The sequence below is a fragment of the Paenibacillus sp. FSL W8-0187 genome (assembly GCF_037969755.1).
Taxonomy (GTDB): Bacteria; Bacillota; Bacilli; order Paenibacillales; family Paenibacillaceae; genus Paenibacillus_AQ.
The window spans coordinates 4,727,197-4,743,076 of record NZ_CP150206.1; the positions used below are offsets into that span (position 1 = coordinate 4,727,197).

Below are 15,880 nucleotides of genomic sequence, written 5' to 3' on the forward strand. Positions count from 1 at the left end.
TCATCCTCTCTTAACTCCGTTACCTAACTATATAACTCTCTACTCTATTAACCAGATTGTTATATTCTAAACATCCAAAATTGCAAGAAAACCGGGTTGTCTTCCACCCGGTTTATTCTGCCTATTAAACTATTATAAAGCAAAAGTCTCCGAATGGGTATTAACGAGATTCGTCAGCCATACGGAATTTCTGAGCGATCGCTTTCAGCTCATTGCTGATGCTGTCAAGCGTTTGTACGAAGGAGTTCATCAAGCGGCTTGCTTCCTGGAATTCTTGGAAAAAGCGCTGCTTCGTCATACCGTCCCATTGACCTTCCATACCGTTGATCGATTGAGTCAGGCTGTTAACGATTTGCTGACTTTGATCACCGCTTTGTTTAAATTGGTTCGCTACTTGCTCGACTTGCTCTGGCGTAATTAAAATACGTCCTGCCATTTATGTAACCTCCTAGAAATTCGTTTTCTGGTGACACTTGACATCTTAGCCCAAGAGTCTCAGTTTATCAAAATGTCCTCAGACCTAATTTCCAGTTACCCTATACGTCCCAATTTGAAACATTTACCATCCTGATTATCCCAAAGGGAATAGGAATTTAGTTGGCAATACCAAATGAAGACGGATCGGTAAAGGTCCAGCTTTGCCCGGCTAATGCGGCTTGTTTAGCCGAATCCCCGTTGTCTCCACTGGCCATACCTACGGCAGCGGCTACCGAACTCGGGTTCGATATTACCGTCGAGGAATTACCATATTCCGGTAATATGGATGAACGTCCCTCCATGCCGGAAGCCGCAAACAGAGCTGTCGGTGATACTGTACTTATGATTGCATGCTCCAAAATCGTATGGTACTGATGATCCGTTTCTTGAAATTCATCGGCTTTGCTTTGAAGATGCTTGCCCAGCTGAGCTAGAAGAGCTCCCAGATGCTCTCCAAGACTCCGGGCAGACTGCCACTCATCAATAACCGCCGCTTTGAGAGACGTCTCCCAAACGAGTGATTCCATAGCTTGGTTGAGCGTTCTCGTAATCGCTAAATATTCATCGCCACTATGCTGCAGCTGACGGCTTAACGTCCGGAGAGACTCCGGCTCGACAGAAATACGCATTGGTCCTCACCTTTCATACAGGCTCTGTTACTGTTTCAGCCACATGAGTAGCATATGACGAAACTGCTCTTTAGTCGCTGGCGCTGCGGTTAACCAGTCCTGGTCTCCCTCCAGGCTCATACGCAGCAGCCAATTCATGGACTCGTTCACTATAAATGCTGCATTTTGACTTTCCCAGCTGATTCCGTTCCATATCGACAGCTGGAGTTCCCCCGAAGACACCTTGTTTTTCATACATTTCGCTAGAGCGATTGAACCCTCCGCATCATCCGTCAACCTGGCCAAGCGATCGCCGATATCGTCACACTTCTGTTCGGAAACGGAGGTGTAAATATCTCCGAATTCCTTCCGGCTAAGGAGTAGTGCCGGTATATCCCCCCAGTTTTGGTCGCTTAGGGCCAGATCCTGCACCAGTTGATCGCAGGTTTGTTCGATAGTACCAAGTTCGCTAAGCAGGTAACATCGGTTGTCTTCGCTGCTTCTGCATACTTGTATTACCCGTTCGTCCGTAACATGCAGATATCCTTCAAACGCCGAATCCTGATTTTCATATTTCAACCAGCACGCACGTTCCGCAAGTCCGGCAATAGCTACTCTTGAGAAGACTTCGGGTGGAATCGACAATTCCCCGCCTTCCTCTTGAATCAAATATTGCTTGCTTAGGAGCGATTGTTTGGTTTTCTCCCACTCAACCGCGATTTCTTCCGTTAAGTATCCTACAAAAGGATCTTCAACACCAAGTAATCGGTCCGATCCGATAATTCCAGCCAAGAAGAAAAATTCCTTGTCGTTCAGCGTGATCGTTTCTTGTTTGGAAGCATGAATTGTCAACATTATGAGCCACCTCCCCTCAAACTACAACATGCCATCGGTCGCGAATTTCTGTGACCCATCTTTGGGCGTTCCATTCGTCATCGAACGGAACTGCGCCTTTTATTCTGGAAAATTTACGTTTTACATAGTACCCCTGTCCTGGCGGAAGTATTTTTAGTCCTCCAGGACTATTGGCAGATTCGGAAAAAGGAATTCTGAAGAACGATAAATCGTTGGAATCCAATGTTCCGAATAAAAATCCGTTTTGTGCAGCCTTGATATCGGTAAACCAATCGACGCCATACGTCGGGAAATCGGCCGGTACACCGGCAATGACAACATGTACCTTGCGGTCTCTTCCCTGTCTGACGATGGCAGACAGCTGGTCTTTCAAGGTGAAATCGGAAAGCTGCTTGCTGAGCACGTCAGCGTCATCAATCATAAGCAGGATAGTCGGATCTTCACTGTCTTTGGACCGGGTCTGAACCCGTTCATAAAGGCCTGAAATGAGCGGAGCCAAATCTTCCTCATTCTCCGCATGCCCACGGACATGCGGAAGATGGTTCATCCGACTCAGACCACTGCTTCCATAGCGCGTATCTACCGTATATAATTCCAGCTCATCCGGCGATGTATGATATGCAAGTGATAACATCCAGCTAAGGAGGAATGATGTTTTACCACCTTCCATCGGACTCGCCACAATAAAATGTGGTCCATCCTCCAGATCGATAGCAAAAGGGGTCAAGTCATCCGTAGCCACCCCGACAGGAACCCGAAACTTCACCATTCCTGCTGATTCATAAGGCTTTTGTACCTTCAGCAGTTGATGGAGCGGAATCTTGTCCGGCAGTGACTCAATCCGTGGTGCTTCTTCCCCGTGCCACGTTGCCCGGTGAGTGCGAATCGTATCGCGGAGCGCTGCGGAACGGTCCCCCTCTTCCTGACCGGAAGCCGGCAAAGCCGTCTGAAATTCAAGCGGCGGCACCTGCCCTTTAACCAATCCTCTTCCTGGAGGAAGCTGGCTGGGAACTCTTGTTGGACGCCCCACTGCATAATAGTAATCAGCAGGATCGGCGAGTTCGTACGATACTGCTTGCGAGATATTGCTTCGGACCTTCTCGAACATATCCGAAATCCGGTTCGCCGTAATGACAAACGTAATCCCCAGACTGCCGCCTTCTCGCAGCAAGTATTCAAGCATATCATTCTCATCCGGATAGGAGTTGCGGAAATTCAAGTAACCGTCAATAACCACGACCAGCTGCGGGACGGGGCCTGTATTGCCCCGGCGGTAGGACGCAACAGTCTTCACACCTGCTTCAGCAATCATATCTTTGCGAGTCGCCGCCGTTTTCGTCAGAAAACGGAACAGGCGCTTGATACGATCCTCTTCCTCCGCCATCATGACTCCTCCGATATGAGGGAGCCCTGCAAAATCCCGCAGCATCCGGCCCATATCCACGATATACCCATGCCAAAAGTCCGGGGTATACCGATTGGCTAACGACATCAGCATCGTTTGAATAAAGGTGGTCTTACCAAGTCCGGGCATGCCGTATACGGCCCAGTGGCCTTGCTCAAGATTGAGCATCAGCGGCTTCTGGCACTGGTTTGGCAGATCATCAACCATCCCAACATAGGACACAAGTGCCGAATCACTGAACAGATCTTGCTTCTGCAGCTCGGTCCCAGACGGTATGCTCTCCAGATCCAGACTCTCCGGAAGCGGTGGAAGCCAAGGTCCCTGGAGCCGTTCGATCCCTTGCTCCTTGGCCACCTCAGCCACATGGTCGATAAACACCTGGAGCTGTTTGGGCACCTCCAGATGCGCTCCCAGGGAGGGATTAGAAGCAAGCAGAGGCTCCGACTTCCCGTTGATTCGCACCTCGCGAATAACCACTGCGCCTGGTGTATCCTTTTCTTCAATATAAGGAGCGCCGCTCCAGGCAAACTGCATTTCTTCAAACACTTCGTCGCTGCCCACCTGAAAATAGCCTCGTCCGGGCTTGTTAATCCAGGCTGCATTCGGAATCTTCAGCATATCACGGCTGTCGCCCTCGCTTTGTACCCGAAGACAGATCCGAAAGCGCGAGTTACTCCAAATCTTATCGTCCACGACACCTGCCGGTTTCTGGGTCGCAAGGATCAGATGGACACCAAGTGTTCGTCCAATAGCGGCAATGCTGATCAATTCATCCATAAACTCCGGTTGATCTTTCTTCAGCTGTGCAAATTCATCAATGATGATAACGAGATGCGGGAGCGGCTCGCCATGGCGATTGCGCAGCAGCTTGTAGTACTCGTCGATATGCTGCAGATTTCCCGCATCGTTCAATATTTTCTGGCGGCGGACCAGCTCGGCTTTCAGCGACACCTTCGCACGTTCAATCAGATTGTTATCCAGGTTCGTTATGGTGCCTACTACGTGCGGCAAGTTAACAAACGTGTTGGACATGCCGCCGCCCTTATAATCAATAAGCATAAATGCTAGATCATGCGGGTGAAACTCGGAGGCCAGGGAGGCCACAATCGATTGAATAACCTCACTTTTCCCGGAACCGGTTGTTCCCGCAATCAGACCGTGCGGTCCATGACCTTGACGCTCTATTTTATCATGAAGATTCAAATTAATCTTCTTTCCGCCCGCCCGGACACCCATCGGAACGGGTAATGAATCCGGATATCGGTTCTGCTGCCAGCGTCTGTGCATATCCAAATCGTTGATTTTTTGTATATCCATCATCTCGAAAAGTGCCAAAACGCTAGGGATATCGGACGCAGAAGATCGCTTCAGCCGGATTGGCGCCATGTATCGAGCCAAGGCTTCAATCTGCTCTCTGCTAATATGATGGGATTGGAAGGTTTGCTTGGAGACCGTGCCGTCCGCTTTCTTAATCGTGTACGCCGCCTGCTCCCGGTCAACCTCAACAATAAGCTGGCAGTGCATCGGCAAGCTTTCCTTGCGGTCGGACAAGATGATGGTAACCGCATCGGTCGCTTCGGCATCTTCCATCAGCAGAGGCAGCAGCGGTTCTTCCTCGATTAATTGGGTAGCAGATAAGATCACCACGTATGCCGGCGTCTCAATCGATTTCTTCCCATGTTCAGAGCGATTATTTTTACGCCGGTACAAGTGAGTAAATATTTCATCGGCAAGTTGATGGGCATTGCTCCGTCGATCCGCAAGATAGCGGCTGGAACGATCATCATCCCACGTATGAGGGAGCCAGCGCAGCCATTGCCACTCGCTCGCTTCTTTCTCTTCGTAGAAAGCGGCGATCTTCACTTCATCGGGTGAGTGCCGCACAGCCGTTTGGGCCATCATCACGCGCAGCATATTTAATACGCGGTCTCTTCCGCCTACGATCCCTATTACCTTGGATTCGAATAACGGCAGCGCAATCGATGCATCGTCGACGGACTGAAATTCGGAAGACAGCAATTCGGCTGCTTCTATCAGAGGGTCCTTGTCATACCCATCCGCACGGGGTGGCTTTACGTTAATGTAGAACGGAACCTCTCCCTTGCCCACGCAAATCTCCAGAAAATCCTTATCTTCCGGGGAACGTTCCCACAAGCTGCTGCTCCGGTTCTTCACAACGTTGTAACACACGTCCGGATCGCCATGGATATCAAACAGAATATGTACCTGATCCTCCTGCCGCTCCTTAAGCTCTTCCCGGTGCAGGTCAAGCTGTGCACGGTACTTCTGATTTCGTTCGGCCAGCTTCTTCTGATAAGTCTTCTTGTTGCTTAAATACATGAAGAACGGCAGCGTGTAGGAAGTCAGCATCATAAAGATGGTGAGTATCATGTAACTGCTCCCCATTTTGCCGTTTGCGCTCATATAGAAATAGAAACCAACCATCGCAGCCGTCATAATAATCGGAATAATGATGGCAATCATCGAAAACGACGGTTTGCTTGGCTCGGACGGCGGTCTCAGAATCTCCATGTCTTCATTGGGTAAAGCCGGTCTAATACGCGGCGAACGTTGGTACAACACGTTCATATGTCACTTCCTCCTAATCCAGAGCGTCTGAAATGTACAATTATGTATTTTGCTGTTTCAATTAAAACCAAAGGGTTACTTACCCAATCTCAGCTTTCTTGAAACAACAATCTTCTGCCATAGACAGGAGCTTCCTCGGTGGTTGTTGAGAATGCCCGCTGTAAACGGATATAGGAGCCTTCTCTAAGTCCTGCTTCAACTAGGTTAGAATGGCCCCCTACCGTAAACCACAAGCCTTCCGGGAACTTTGCTTCCAATATATATTGAATCCCTTCACCCGAGGGTTCACGAAAAAGACGTAGCCCCAGCAGCTCATTCAACCGTTCAATGGAGCACTCATCGGGTACGTCGATATCAAACCAATCATCTTCATTTCGCCCGCTGATCACGGTGAGTATCATCTGGTTAACCTGCCTTTCCAAAAATGGTAATCCTTATGTTTATTCCATAAGCAAAGTCCAATCACCTATTTCAATAGTTGCAAAAAATAGTTACATTATTGTAATAATATCATCCGAGGGTCAGTTCTGTCAATTTGTGTCATATTTCCTATTTCCTATTTTTCACGCGGCATTGTTAGTCCCGAGGGACTATTTATGTATTGATTATAGGTTAAATCCGGGTTTGTAGTCGGGAAAATATCGTCGTTCACAAAAATGTCACGCTCAGAAAAATGATGCTGATTAATTCTATGAATTTAAGGTTATTTTAAGATTGGCAATTTATAATGCAAATATCATGAAAAATCTTTCGTGAGGTGATTGATATGAAAACACTAATCATGTTCCAAAATAAGCCGGTTCCCGTATACTTTACAACGGATAGCAAGCAGCCGGTACAGAAGGTGCTAAAACTGCTAACCAGCGCGCTTGACCATAAAATTCAAACCGGTAAAAACGCGCTGCAAAAATGCCTCAATTCCCTGATCAGCATTGAAATCGAGGGATCCGAGGCAATTCTTCACAGCAAAAGCGAAAACGACTCTCTTGCGCTATCTCTCTTTTAAAGAGGGGTAGCCCTTTTTTTGTTTAACTTCATTATAACCCGTAATGGCGATCCTCGGCTATCTGCGCTCTCTGAATTCGGATTTGAAACAATTTCACGAGATTTCTCCGCGTTGTGATCTCCTGGCATCTGTCCAATTTTTTTAATATAAACCGATCGATGGACATACTGTTCATCCCTCCATTCTTCTTTTGGAAAAACGACCCAATGTTCTGATAACTTCTATTAACCGTGCCTTTTTAAGATTAAACGAGACTTTCTTTCGTTTAACAAAGCTTCTTATGATTCGACGATATTCTGACGACAGCCTATTTTATAATCAGTACCTTGCATTAATCAGTACTAAGTGATATCTTATTCATAGACCACTACTGAATATTAATTACTACCTCATGTTTACAGCATGAACATGGACTTATGAAAGGAGGTATCATCTGCCGTATGAATGTCAGTATTCAATTCAAAAAAGGCGTGCTTGAACTCTGCGTGCTTGTGTTAATCCATCGCAAGGACCAGTATGGCTACGAGTTGGCTCAAGCGGTATCGAGGCATATTGAGGTAGCCGAAGGGGCGTTGTACCCTCTCCTTCGCCGACTTGTTAATGAAGGTTATTGTACGACGTACCTCCAGGAATCGACCGAGGGTCCGCCCCGTAAATATTATAAGCTGACGCCTAGCGGAGTGATTTATATGAGAGCCTTGGTAAAGGAATGGCAAGCTTTTGTGGGCAATGTGACCAATCTGATAGAGGAAGGAAATTTGTATGACTAAAAAACAGTTTATTTCAATTTTGGAATCGCGTCTTGCCGCGCTTCCCCCCGACGAACGGCGGGAATTCATTCATGATGTGGCGTCCCATTTTGTCATTGGCATGCAGAATGGACGAACCGAAGAGGAAATCGCTCGTGAATTGGGAGATCCTTTTGAAATGGCCAAGGAAGCGTTAGGCGACCGGTATGTGGATATGGATATGCCTGTTCCGGCAGCGATCCGAAGACCGTCTTCTTTTGGAAAATATGCGTTAGGAGTCGGTTTGTTCTTCTGTGCATTGGTGGCAGTCCCCTTCCTTGCAGCATTATGGTCCGGAGGGGTCGCCATTGCTCTGGGAGCCCTGGCAACCTTGCTGAGCCCAGTGCTCGTTCTGATTGACTATATCGTAAACGGAACGTTTTATCCGGCCAAATTATTCTTATCCATCTCTTTGATCGGAATCGGCATCTTCCTCGGATATGCCACACGCTCAGCCATGGTTGGATTGTTATCGTTAACCTTGAGGTACTCCAGATGGAATACGCGTTTGTTGAAGGGACGTGACGCACAGTGAACAGAAAATGGTTGTTCAGTTTAGCAATCGCACTTATATTGGTAGGAATCATCGGCATGGCCTTGAACAAGTTTAAATTCGGTGAAGAGCTTGTCAGCTATCAGAATCGATGGGATCTGCAGGATGCCGTAAATTTGAAAAAATTAACTATTGCCAGCAATATTAATATCAGCTTCGCGTTTGAGGACAGCGGCGATTCGAACGGATATATCGCGTTTGACGGCAAATTAAAACCGGAGCATGTCGATATTCTTAAAAACTTTAATCCATCAGGCCCTGAGGTGAAATTGGATCTGACTACACCTTCCACTTTCCAGTTGATGAGTGTGGGCTTTCGTTCACCGAAAGGAAAACTGACCATTGTGCTTCCATCAAGCACAAAACTCGACGAACTCGATTTATCGACGCTCTCAGACAATATCCAGGTAAGCGGAGCTTCCTCCAAGATGATTGACATCTCCGTGAAGTCAGGCGACATTAACATGAGCGGAATACAAGCCGAGCAGTTAAGCGTTGAGAACATTTCAGGAAATATTCGCGGTTCTGACATCCGGGCATCCACCCAGATGGTCAATCATTCGGGAAATGTCGTGCTGAAAAATATGGAAGGTCCCGTCGACGTTGAGGTCACTTCCGGTAACGTAAACGTGGGATTGCTTGGCGTTTCATCGGTTAATATCCTGTGCAGATCCGGCAATGTGAAAGTGCAGCCTGACCCGTCCTTCCGGGGATTCTATGACCTTAAGACACTATCGGGAGACGTTTCAGCGCCGGAGTCACTGAAAGAAACAACCGATACCATCCAAGTGGAAACCTATTCCGGAAATATCGATATCGTACATTAAGAGGTTGTTCAAAAAGTCCGCTTTTGATCACGAAGCGAATAAGGAAGCAGCTCGACATCGAATCTTGAATTCAGCCGGGCCTTCCGGTGCTCACGTACCCAAAACGTACGCTCCGCTCCTGACGTCCCTAGCTTCATCCAACCTTCTCGGTGCTGAAAATCGACCTTTTTGAACACGCACTTTAAGACGTTGTTGACAAACGATCGAAATGAAATATACTATACTTTATAAAGTAAACTACACAACAAGGAGAGTTTTCATACATGTCTAATGTACTATTCATCAAAGCAAACAACAGAGCCATCGAACAATCGGTAAGCGTAAAAATGTACCATGCGTTTTTGGAATCCTTCAAAGCAAGTCATCCGGAAGACCAAATCACGGAGCTTGACCTTTTTGCAGAGAATCTTCCTTATTATGACGGCACAGCCATTAACGGTATGTTCAAAGCTGCTCAAGGATTGGAATCTACCCCCGAAGAGCAGGCAGCTGCTGCGAATGTAAGCAAATATCTTGACCAGTTTCTTGCTGCTGACAAAATCGTGCTCGCTTTCCCATTGTGGAACATGACCGTACCTGCCGTTCTTCATACCTATATCGACTACCTGAACCAAGCAGGCAAAACGTTCAAATATACGCCGCAAGGCGTTGTAGGTCTGGTGACAGGCAAAAAAGTCGTCATCCTGAATGCTCGTGGAGGTAACTATTCGGAGGGACCTATGGCCGCGGCTGAGATGGCCGTTAACTTCGTAATGGGTAATCTTCGTCAATGGGGCGTGCAAGATATCGAAACCCTCATCATTGAAGGCCACAACCAATTCCCTGACGAAGCGGAAATGATCGTTCAGAACGGTCTCGAGCTCGTTAAAAAGGCTGCTGCCGGTTTCTAATCGAACTTTTACCTATGTATACAACGGATAGTTAATACAAAAAGCCACCTTCCACTGCTCAGGCAGTAAAAGGTGGCTTTTGTGTAATCCCGTTTAAACCTTTTCCCATTGGGTCCATAACTCGCGCGGGTTACGTGTATAGATTTCATGATCACGGCTCATATATTGATGAATGATAAATTCCCGCCGAATGGTCGCATAATCCGCATGATAACGCTTGATAAACGCATTGATATCCTTTTCCGGATATTCTTTCCCTGCTTCAAGCTGCTCTACCAGATACTCCAATATGACGAGTTTCTTTTTGTACTGGGCCGGAATGGAACGCAGCGTTCCGTCTTTCGTTATAAAATTCCGGAGAACGGATGCCTTATAGGCTTCACTTGCAATTGGTTCCATCATGGTGTTCTTCCTCCATTCTAAATAAATTTCACAATCATCTAATTTAACGTTAATCTAATTAGATGGTAATCAAATTTGAAATGTTTGTCAATCCCGTCAAATCTGGATTTATCCTTTTATTTGCTGTAGGATTATTATGCAGATCGATTGCGTAAGGTTATTACATAAGGAGGTTCACCATGCTCGACGTCTTAATTATCGGCGCAGGCCCATGTGGTCTCTCAACTGCCATTGAATGCCGCAACCGGGGCCTCAGCTGCGAGATCATTGATAAACACAATGTAGTTCATTCCATTTATCTCTATCCAACGCATATGCAGTTTTTCAGTACGGCTGAAATGCTTGAAATCGGAGAAGTTCCGTTCGCGATATCGAATGATAAACCGTTTCGGCACGAGGCACTGGCTTATTATCGCAGAGTTGCCAGACACTTTAATCTGAAGATCTTCCCATACGAGGAAGCTCTCACCATAACCAAGCAGCCTGACGGCAGCTTTCAGGTAAAGACCCAGCGCCGCGGCGGTGTAGAGTCCATACGAGAAGCCAAACACGTAGTCATTGCTACGGGTTATTTTGATCATCCGAATTATATTGGCATTCCTGGAGAAGACTTGGAGAAAGTTACCCATTATTTCCGGGAAGCCCATCCGTATGCTGGAATGAAAACCGCGATCATTGGCGGCAGTAATTCCGCTGTGGATGCTGCCATGGAGCTCATCCGTGTCGGAGCCGAGGTCACGATGGTATATCGGGGTGAGGAAGTTTCACAGAACATCAAACCTTGGGTACGTCCTCTGTTCGATAGTATGGTGCAAAAGGGACATATCCAGCTTCACCTGAACTCGCGTGTCGTACAAATCGCAGAGTCTTCCATTACCGTCCTTTCGAATCAAGGCCAGGAAACAATCATTGAAAATGATTTTGTACTGGCATTGACCGGATTCCGTCCTGATCGGAAATTGCTTGCCTCCTCCGGCGTTGAACTGGATGAAGACATGGAGAAGCCGCTCTATAATCCGGATACGATGGAGACCAATGTTTCGGGACTCTATGTCGCTGGTGTCATTGCATCCGGTCGTAATGCCAATGAGGTGTTTATTGAGTCAGGGAGACTACACGGTCGTTTGATTGCCGAGCACTTGGTCTCGAACGCTTAACAAAAAAGGAGCGATCCCCCATGGACGTAACTTCACTCATCCTGCTGGCAATGGCGGGAATTGGCATTATCAGCAGCAATTCGGCCGTGACGATTGCGATGCTGGCATTGCTTCTCATCCGTGTAACCGGCTTTCAGCAAGCATTTCCATGGCTGGAGAAATACGGACTGACCCTCGGCATTATCATTCTCACCATAGGTGTCATGTCACCGCTGGCCAGCGGCAAAATGAGCCTGCAAACGATCGGCGAATCCTTCCTGAACTGGAAATCTCTTTTGGCCATCGCCGTCGGCATGCTTGTCGCTTATCTGGGCGGTCGTGGTGCCACGCTTATGGGAAGCAATCCCACCGTGGTTGCCGGTCTTCTTGTTGGCACGGTACTTGGGGTCGCCCTATTTCGCGGCGTGCCCGTCGGGCCGCTCATCGCCGCCGGTCTGTTGTCCCTGCTCATCGGTAAATCGTGAGGAACAGCAACAGATGCAACATTTTTTTATAAATAACATAAAAAGAACAATAACCTCCCTGCCGGTTCGTGAACGCTTGGGGAGGTTTATTTGTTCTATTAACAAGCCTCGTATCGGACGGATCATTACCATATATAGTCTATTTTATGGTATGATAGCTATCGTGTTTTAGCGATTTTTCCGTAATCCCTTATGAAATATGATGTATCAGGAGGTAACACAATTGTCTTCAACGAATACCGAATCGGCGGCTGCTCCGCTTAGGCAGCTTCCCATGCTGCTCTTCAGGCAGCTGAGGCCGAAGCAATGGACCAAAAATCTGCTCATATTTGCAGCCCCCCTCTTCTCGTTTGAAGTGGTAAATCCAGGCGTGCTCTTCGACACCCTGATCGGTTTTTTCCTGTTGTCCTTCGTTTCCGGCTGCGTCTATATTGTGAATGATTATGCCGATCGCGAAGCGGATCGCAACCATCCGGTAAAGAAATACCGTCCCATGGCCTCGGGTGCGCTGCCGCCCAAGCTGGCTATTGCATTCGGCGTGCTGCTGCTAATCGCTTCGCTGGCCGTATCTTATTTCCTAAATCCGCTGTTTACCGTGTTATTGGTGCTCTATTTTGCCATGAACGTAGCCTACTCCTTCCGGCTGAAGCATGTTGTCATCATTGACATCATGATTATCGCGGCCGGGTTCGTGCTGCGAGCCATCGCGGGCGGACTGGTCATCCACGTCCCGTTCACGCCATGGTTCCTTCTCTGTACGATGCTGCTATCGCTCTTCCTGGCGATCGGCAAGAGACGACATGAGCTCCATCTGCTGCAGCATGACAAAGGCTCTCACCGCAAGGTGCTCGATCAATATTCGTTCGATCTGCTGGACCAGATGAGCAGCATTGTCACCACAGCAACCATCATCAGTTATTCACTGTTTACCTTTACGTCAGGCAGAACCGTTCACCTCATGTGGACCATACCGCTTGTCATATATGGGATGTTCCGCTATCTTTATCTGATTCATATCGAGAAAAAAGGCGGGGCTCCGGACCGGGTGCTCCTGGAGGACACACACATCCTGGTCACCGTGATCCTCTATGTCATCAGCGTTATCGGGATTTTAGTATACTTTGAATAATACAGAATTAGTAATTGAGGGAAATGATATGAAACAGAAATTCGCAATCTTTGACATCGACCAAACGGTCATCCATACAGACTCCATGTTTCAGTTTTTAAAATATGGTATTCGCAAAAAACCGTCCACAGCACCCTTCATTCTGAAAGTCGTGCTGCATTCCGTGCTGTACAAGCTCCGTCTTCTGGAGGCTGAGAAGGCAAAGAGCGCTTATTTTCATGCGATGCGCCATATGGATGATGCCGACCTGAAACATTTTTACGAAACGGAATTAAAACCTGCCATCTTTCCGGCTGCGCTGAAGGAAATGCAGCGAAAAAAAAGCGAGGGTTATCATGTGCTGCTTGTAACGGCGTCCCCCGACGCTTACATGAGATACTTTGCAGAGCTTCCTTGCGTCGATACCGTGATCGCTACGAAACTTTCCGTACGGGAAGGACGCTTTACCTCGATAATTGAAGGAAACAATTGTAAGGGGGAGGAAAAAGTGAACCGGATTCAGCAGTACTTGAACGAGCGGCAACTGAGCATTGATTATGCAGCTTCCTGCGCTTACTCCGATTCCTTGTCCGACCTCCCTATGTTCGGGCTCGTCAAATACAAATATTTGATCAATCAGAAATCTGCTCAGGGATGCGAGGGATTAACATGGAACAGATAAAAGCGCAGAGCGCCCCGCGCCACCTGGGCAAGCTGTTCATGGTTCTATCGGCTTTTTTGACGGCTACCGGCCAGCTGTTCTGGAAATGGGGCCACGCCAACTTGATATACATGGGAATCGGTTTTATCTGCTACGGCCTCGGGGCCATTCTCATGATCAAATCGTTTTCATTGGAGAAGCTGTCCGTTGCCTATCCTCTGATGTGTATCAGCTATATTGTGGCTCTGTTTTATGGTGATTTTTTTCTGGATGAACCATTAACCCTGCAAAAACTGGCAGCCGTAGCCCTGCTTGGAATCGGGGTGACATTAACTTCCTATGAAAAATGACGGGTTCCTATACTTGCTTCTGCTCCTGATGACCTTACTCGGCTCACTGGGCAGCGTATTCTTCAAAGGATATACCGCAAACAAACAAATCAAGCTGCTGCTGATCGGTTTTCTTAGTTACGGATTGGGAGCCTTGTTAAACATATACCTTCTAGGAGAGCTTCCTTATACGCTGGTTATGCCGGCGAATGCACTTACGTTCCTGTGGGCGTTACTGTTTGCCAAACTGGTATTCAAGGAAACCATCGGGATCCGAAAAATCGCTGGCGTCGCTTTTATTATTTCCGGATTGCTCCTGCTGATCTGGTAAGCGAATGCCGCTTGGCCTATTTTCAGTACATATAATAGCAAGATGGGGGGAATGAAAAACATGACTTTTTTCAGTTATTTATTTCGACATAAAAAAGATAATTACACGGCGATCGGCCTAAGCGTCTGTCTGGCCCTATGGTATGTGTTCATGAACCTTCCGTTCGTAGCCTACATCAAGGATCATGCAGCCGAGTTGATGCCTCATAGCCCATTCTATGGTGCGCCCTTTACGCTGAATCTGTTCAACTTCGATCCTTCAATGGAATATGGACCGGAAAATATCTCAATTATCCATCCGTTCATTAATTTCCTGACCAGTCCGTTAACAACGATGATCGGGAGCTCCAACCTCCCTTATCTTCTGATTCAATCGGTCCTGAACGCCTTTAGCGCAGCGCTGGTCTATTACATCGTCCGAAGAAGCGGAGCCAGCTGGTTGTTGTCTCTCGTCACGGCGGCTTTCTTCGGTATCAGCTCTTATTCGCTGTTCACGGCATTCATACCGGATTCCTACGCTTATGCGCAGTTTATGATCATCCTATCAGCCGCTTATTTGCACTATGGCCGGCTTACGAATCGATTTGCCGTCATGCCGAATGCCTCCCTGGCCCTGATTAATTTCGGCATCACGTCTACGAATGTAGCTACGTTCGCAGGAGCACTGCTGATCAGCCAGTTCGATAGAAAACAAAAGGACACGTTTAAACGGTTTATCATGACTATGCTGGTTTTCCTGGGGATGGCGGTGATCGTAACTCTGCTTCAACACTTGCTGTTCTCAGGTAAATCGTGGATCGCCAACGTGTTTTCAAGCGTGCAGAACGGTGCGCTCAGCTATGTTTCTCCTTTTTCATTCGAGCACCATTCCCGAGTCTTCTACATGTTATTCGTAAGTCCCATCCTATCGCCTGAGCTTGCCATGATTGATCCGGGGATCGCTGCATTCGTGACGAATTTGGCCAAGCCGTATCCGATTCATGTCCATATCGTCGGTATCGGGATGCTTATCCTTGCGGTTCTATCCTTCATTAAGGGTATCCGCTCCCGCGATACCTGGGCATTTGGCATCTATATTCTGTTCGCGATTCTGCTGCACATCATCGTTGGGTTTGGTTTGGCTACGTATGCTTACGATCTGTACTTGTACGCAGGACATTATCTGTTTGCCCTGTTTGTGCTTGCAGCACTGTTTATTGCCAAAACAAAGAACCTCCGGATTCAACAAGCTCTGACCGGCATCATGGTACTGTTCCTGCTGATCACCTTGGTGAACAATATCGTATTACACGGGCAGACGCTGGACTATATTCAGACGACTTATGACACGGTGTTCAAGAATATCGAGAAATAAGCCTTTAAACACATCAAAAGACCCGTCCCCTGAAGCATGGCCGAACACCATGCCTTAGAAGGACGGGTCTTTCGTTA

General features: G+C 47.5%; 18 protein-coding genes. 12 read left to right on the plus strand and 6 right to left on the minus strand.

Annotated features, from left to right (window positions below; translation table 11 throughout):
- Positions 1–160: 160 nt before the first annotated feature.
- From MKY48_RS21150 to MKY48_RS21170, 5 genes are all read right to left on the minus strand, one after another.
- Positions 161–436: a WXG100 family type VII secretion target gene (locus MKY48_RS21150; RefSeq protein WP_006211202.1), complete on the minus strand. Its 276-nt coding sequence runs from the start codon at positions 434–436 to the stop codon at positions 161–163.
- Between the two features lie 157 nt (positions 437–593).
- The gene (locus tag MKY48_RS21155; protein ID WP_339290773.1) at positions 594–1,106 is read right to left on the minus strand and encodes a hypothetical protein; all 513 of its coding nucleotides are present in this window, start codon (positions 1,104–1,106) and stop codon (positions 594–596) included.
- Between the two features lie 27 nt (positions 1,107–1,133).
- Positions 1,134–1,940, minus strand: coding sequence for a hypothetical protein (locus MKY48_RS21160; protein ID WP_339266123.1), 807 nt, complete (start codon positions 1,938–1,940; stop codon positions 1,134–1,136).
- A gap of 16 nt (positions 1,941–1,956) precedes the next feature.
- Positions 1,957–5,934, minus strand: a complete 3,978-nt coding sequence (essC, locus tag MKY48_RS21165; RefSeq protein WP_339290775.1) for a type VII secretion protein EssC — start codon at positions 5,932–5,934, stop codon at positions 1,957–1,959.
- An 89-nt stretch (positions 5,935–6,023) separates the two neighbouring features.
- Positions 6,024–6,335 carry a hypothetical protein gene (locus MKY48_RS21170; RefSeq protein WP_076322205.1) on the minus strand — a complete coding sequence of 104 codons (312 nt, stop codon included), beginning with the start codon at positions 6,333–6,335 and terminating at the stop codon, positions 6,024–6,026.
- Between the two features lie 365 nt (positions 6,336–6,700).
- Between MKY48_RS21170 and MKY48_RS21175 the strand changes: the two genes are divergently transcribed.
- The 5 genes from MKY48_RS21175 (at position 6,701) to MKY48_RS21195 (ending at position 9,998) form a co-directional block, all read left to right on the plus strand.
- On the plus strand, positions 6,701–6,940 hold the full coding sequence (locus MKY48_RS21175; RefSeq protein ID WP_098746871.1) for a hypothetical protein: 240 nt from the start codon (positions 6,701–6,703) through the stop codon (positions 6,938–6,940).
- Between the two features lie 440 nt (positions 6,941–7,380).
- Positions 7,381–7,710, plus strand: coding sequence for a PadR family transcriptional regulator (locus tag MKY48_RS21180; protein ID WP_071220202.1), 330 nt, complete (start codon positions 7,381–7,383; stop codon positions 7,708–7,710).
- Positions 7,703–8,263, plus strand: coding sequence for a DUF1700 domain-containing protein (locus MKY48_RS21185; RefSeq protein WP_076322117.1), 561 nt, complete (start codon positions 7,703–7,705; stop codon positions 8,261–8,263). The genes MKY48_RS21180 and MKY48_RS21185 overlap by 8 nt, the downstream gene beginning before the upstream one ends.
- Positions 8,260–9,108 (plus strand): DUF4097 family beta strand repeat-containing protein, encoded by an 849-nt coding sequence (locus tag MKY48_RS21190; protein ID WP_339290777.1) that lies wholly within the window; start codon positions 8,260–8,262, stop codon positions 9,106–9,108. Before MKY48_RS21185 ends, MKY48_RS21190 begins: the two co-directional genes overlap by 4 nt.
- Positions 9,109–9,371: 263 nt before the next feature.
- The gene (locus MKY48_RS21195) at positions 9,372–9,998 is read left to right on the plus strand and encodes an FMN-dependent NADH-azoreductase (protein ID WP_098746877.1); all 627 of its coding nucleotides are present in this window, start codon (positions 9,372–9,374) and stop codon (positions 9,996–9,998) included.
- 93 nt (positions 9,999–10,091) lie between these two features.
- On the opposite strand, the gene MKY48_RS21200 is transcribed toward MKY48_RS21195, so the two are convergent.
- Positions 10,092–10,400, minus strand: a complete 309-nt coding sequence (locus tag MKY48_RS21200; RefSeq protein ID WP_339266129.1) for a DUF2087 domain-containing protein — start codon at positions 10,398–10,400, stop codon at positions 10,092–10,094.
- Positions 10,401–10,579: 179 nt separating this feature from the next.
- On the opposite strand from MKY48_RS21200, the gene MKY48_RS21205 reads away from it, so the two are divergent.
- The 7 genes from MKY48_RS21205 (at position 10,580) to MKY48_RS21235 (ending at position 15,803) form a co-directional block, all read left to right on the plus strand.
- Complete coding sequence (locus tag MKY48_RS21205) at positions 10,580–11,557, plus strand: YpdA family putative bacillithiol disulfide reductase (RefSeq protein ID WP_339290780.1); 978 nt, start codon at positions 10,580–10,582, stop codon at positions 11,555–11,557.
- A 20-nt stretch (positions 11,558–11,577) separates the two neighbouring features.
- A complete protein-coding gene (locus MKY48_RS21210) occupies positions 11,578–12,021 on the plus strand; it encodes a DUF441 domain-containing protein (RefSeq protein ID WP_215153827.1) in 444 nt (147 codons plus the stop codon).
- A 223-nt stretch (positions 12,022–12,244) separates the two neighbouring features.
- Positions 12,245–13,150 (plus strand): decaprenyl-phosphate phosphoribosyltransferase, encoded by a 906-nt coding sequence (locus tag MKY48_RS21215; protein ID WP_076322121.1) that lies wholly within the window; start codon positions 12,245–12,247, stop codon positions 13,148–13,150.
- A 28-nt stretch (positions 13,151–13,178) separates the two neighbouring features.
- Positions 13,179–13,811, plus strand: a complete 633-nt coding sequence (locus tag MKY48_RS21220; protein ID WP_339290784.1) for an HAD family hydrolase — start codon at positions 13,179–13,181, stop codon at positions 13,809–13,811.
- Positions 13,799–14,140 (plus strand): EamA family transporter, encoded by a 342-nt coding sequence (locus MKY48_RS21225; protein ID WP_076322123.1) that lies wholly within the window; start codon positions 13,799–13,801, stop codon positions 14,138–14,140. Before MKY48_RS21220 ends, MKY48_RS21225 begins: the two co-directional genes overlap by 13 nt.
- Positions 14,130–14,450 carry an EamA family transporter gene (locus MKY48_RS21230; RefSeq protein ID WP_076322124.1) on the plus strand — a complete coding sequence of 107 codons (321 nt, stop codon included), beginning with the start codon at positions 14,130–14,132 and terminating at the stop codon, positions 14,448–14,450. The genes MKY48_RS21225 and MKY48_RS21230 overlap by 11 nt, the downstream gene beginning before the upstream one ends.
- Positions 14,451–14,510: 60 nt before the next feature.
- Positions 14,511–15,803, plus strand: coding sequence for a DUF6080 domain-containing protein (locus MKY48_RS21235; protein WP_339290785.1), 1,293 nt, complete (start codon positions 14,511–14,513; stop codon positions 15,801–15,803).
- Positions 15,804–15,880: the final 77 nt, after the last annotated feature.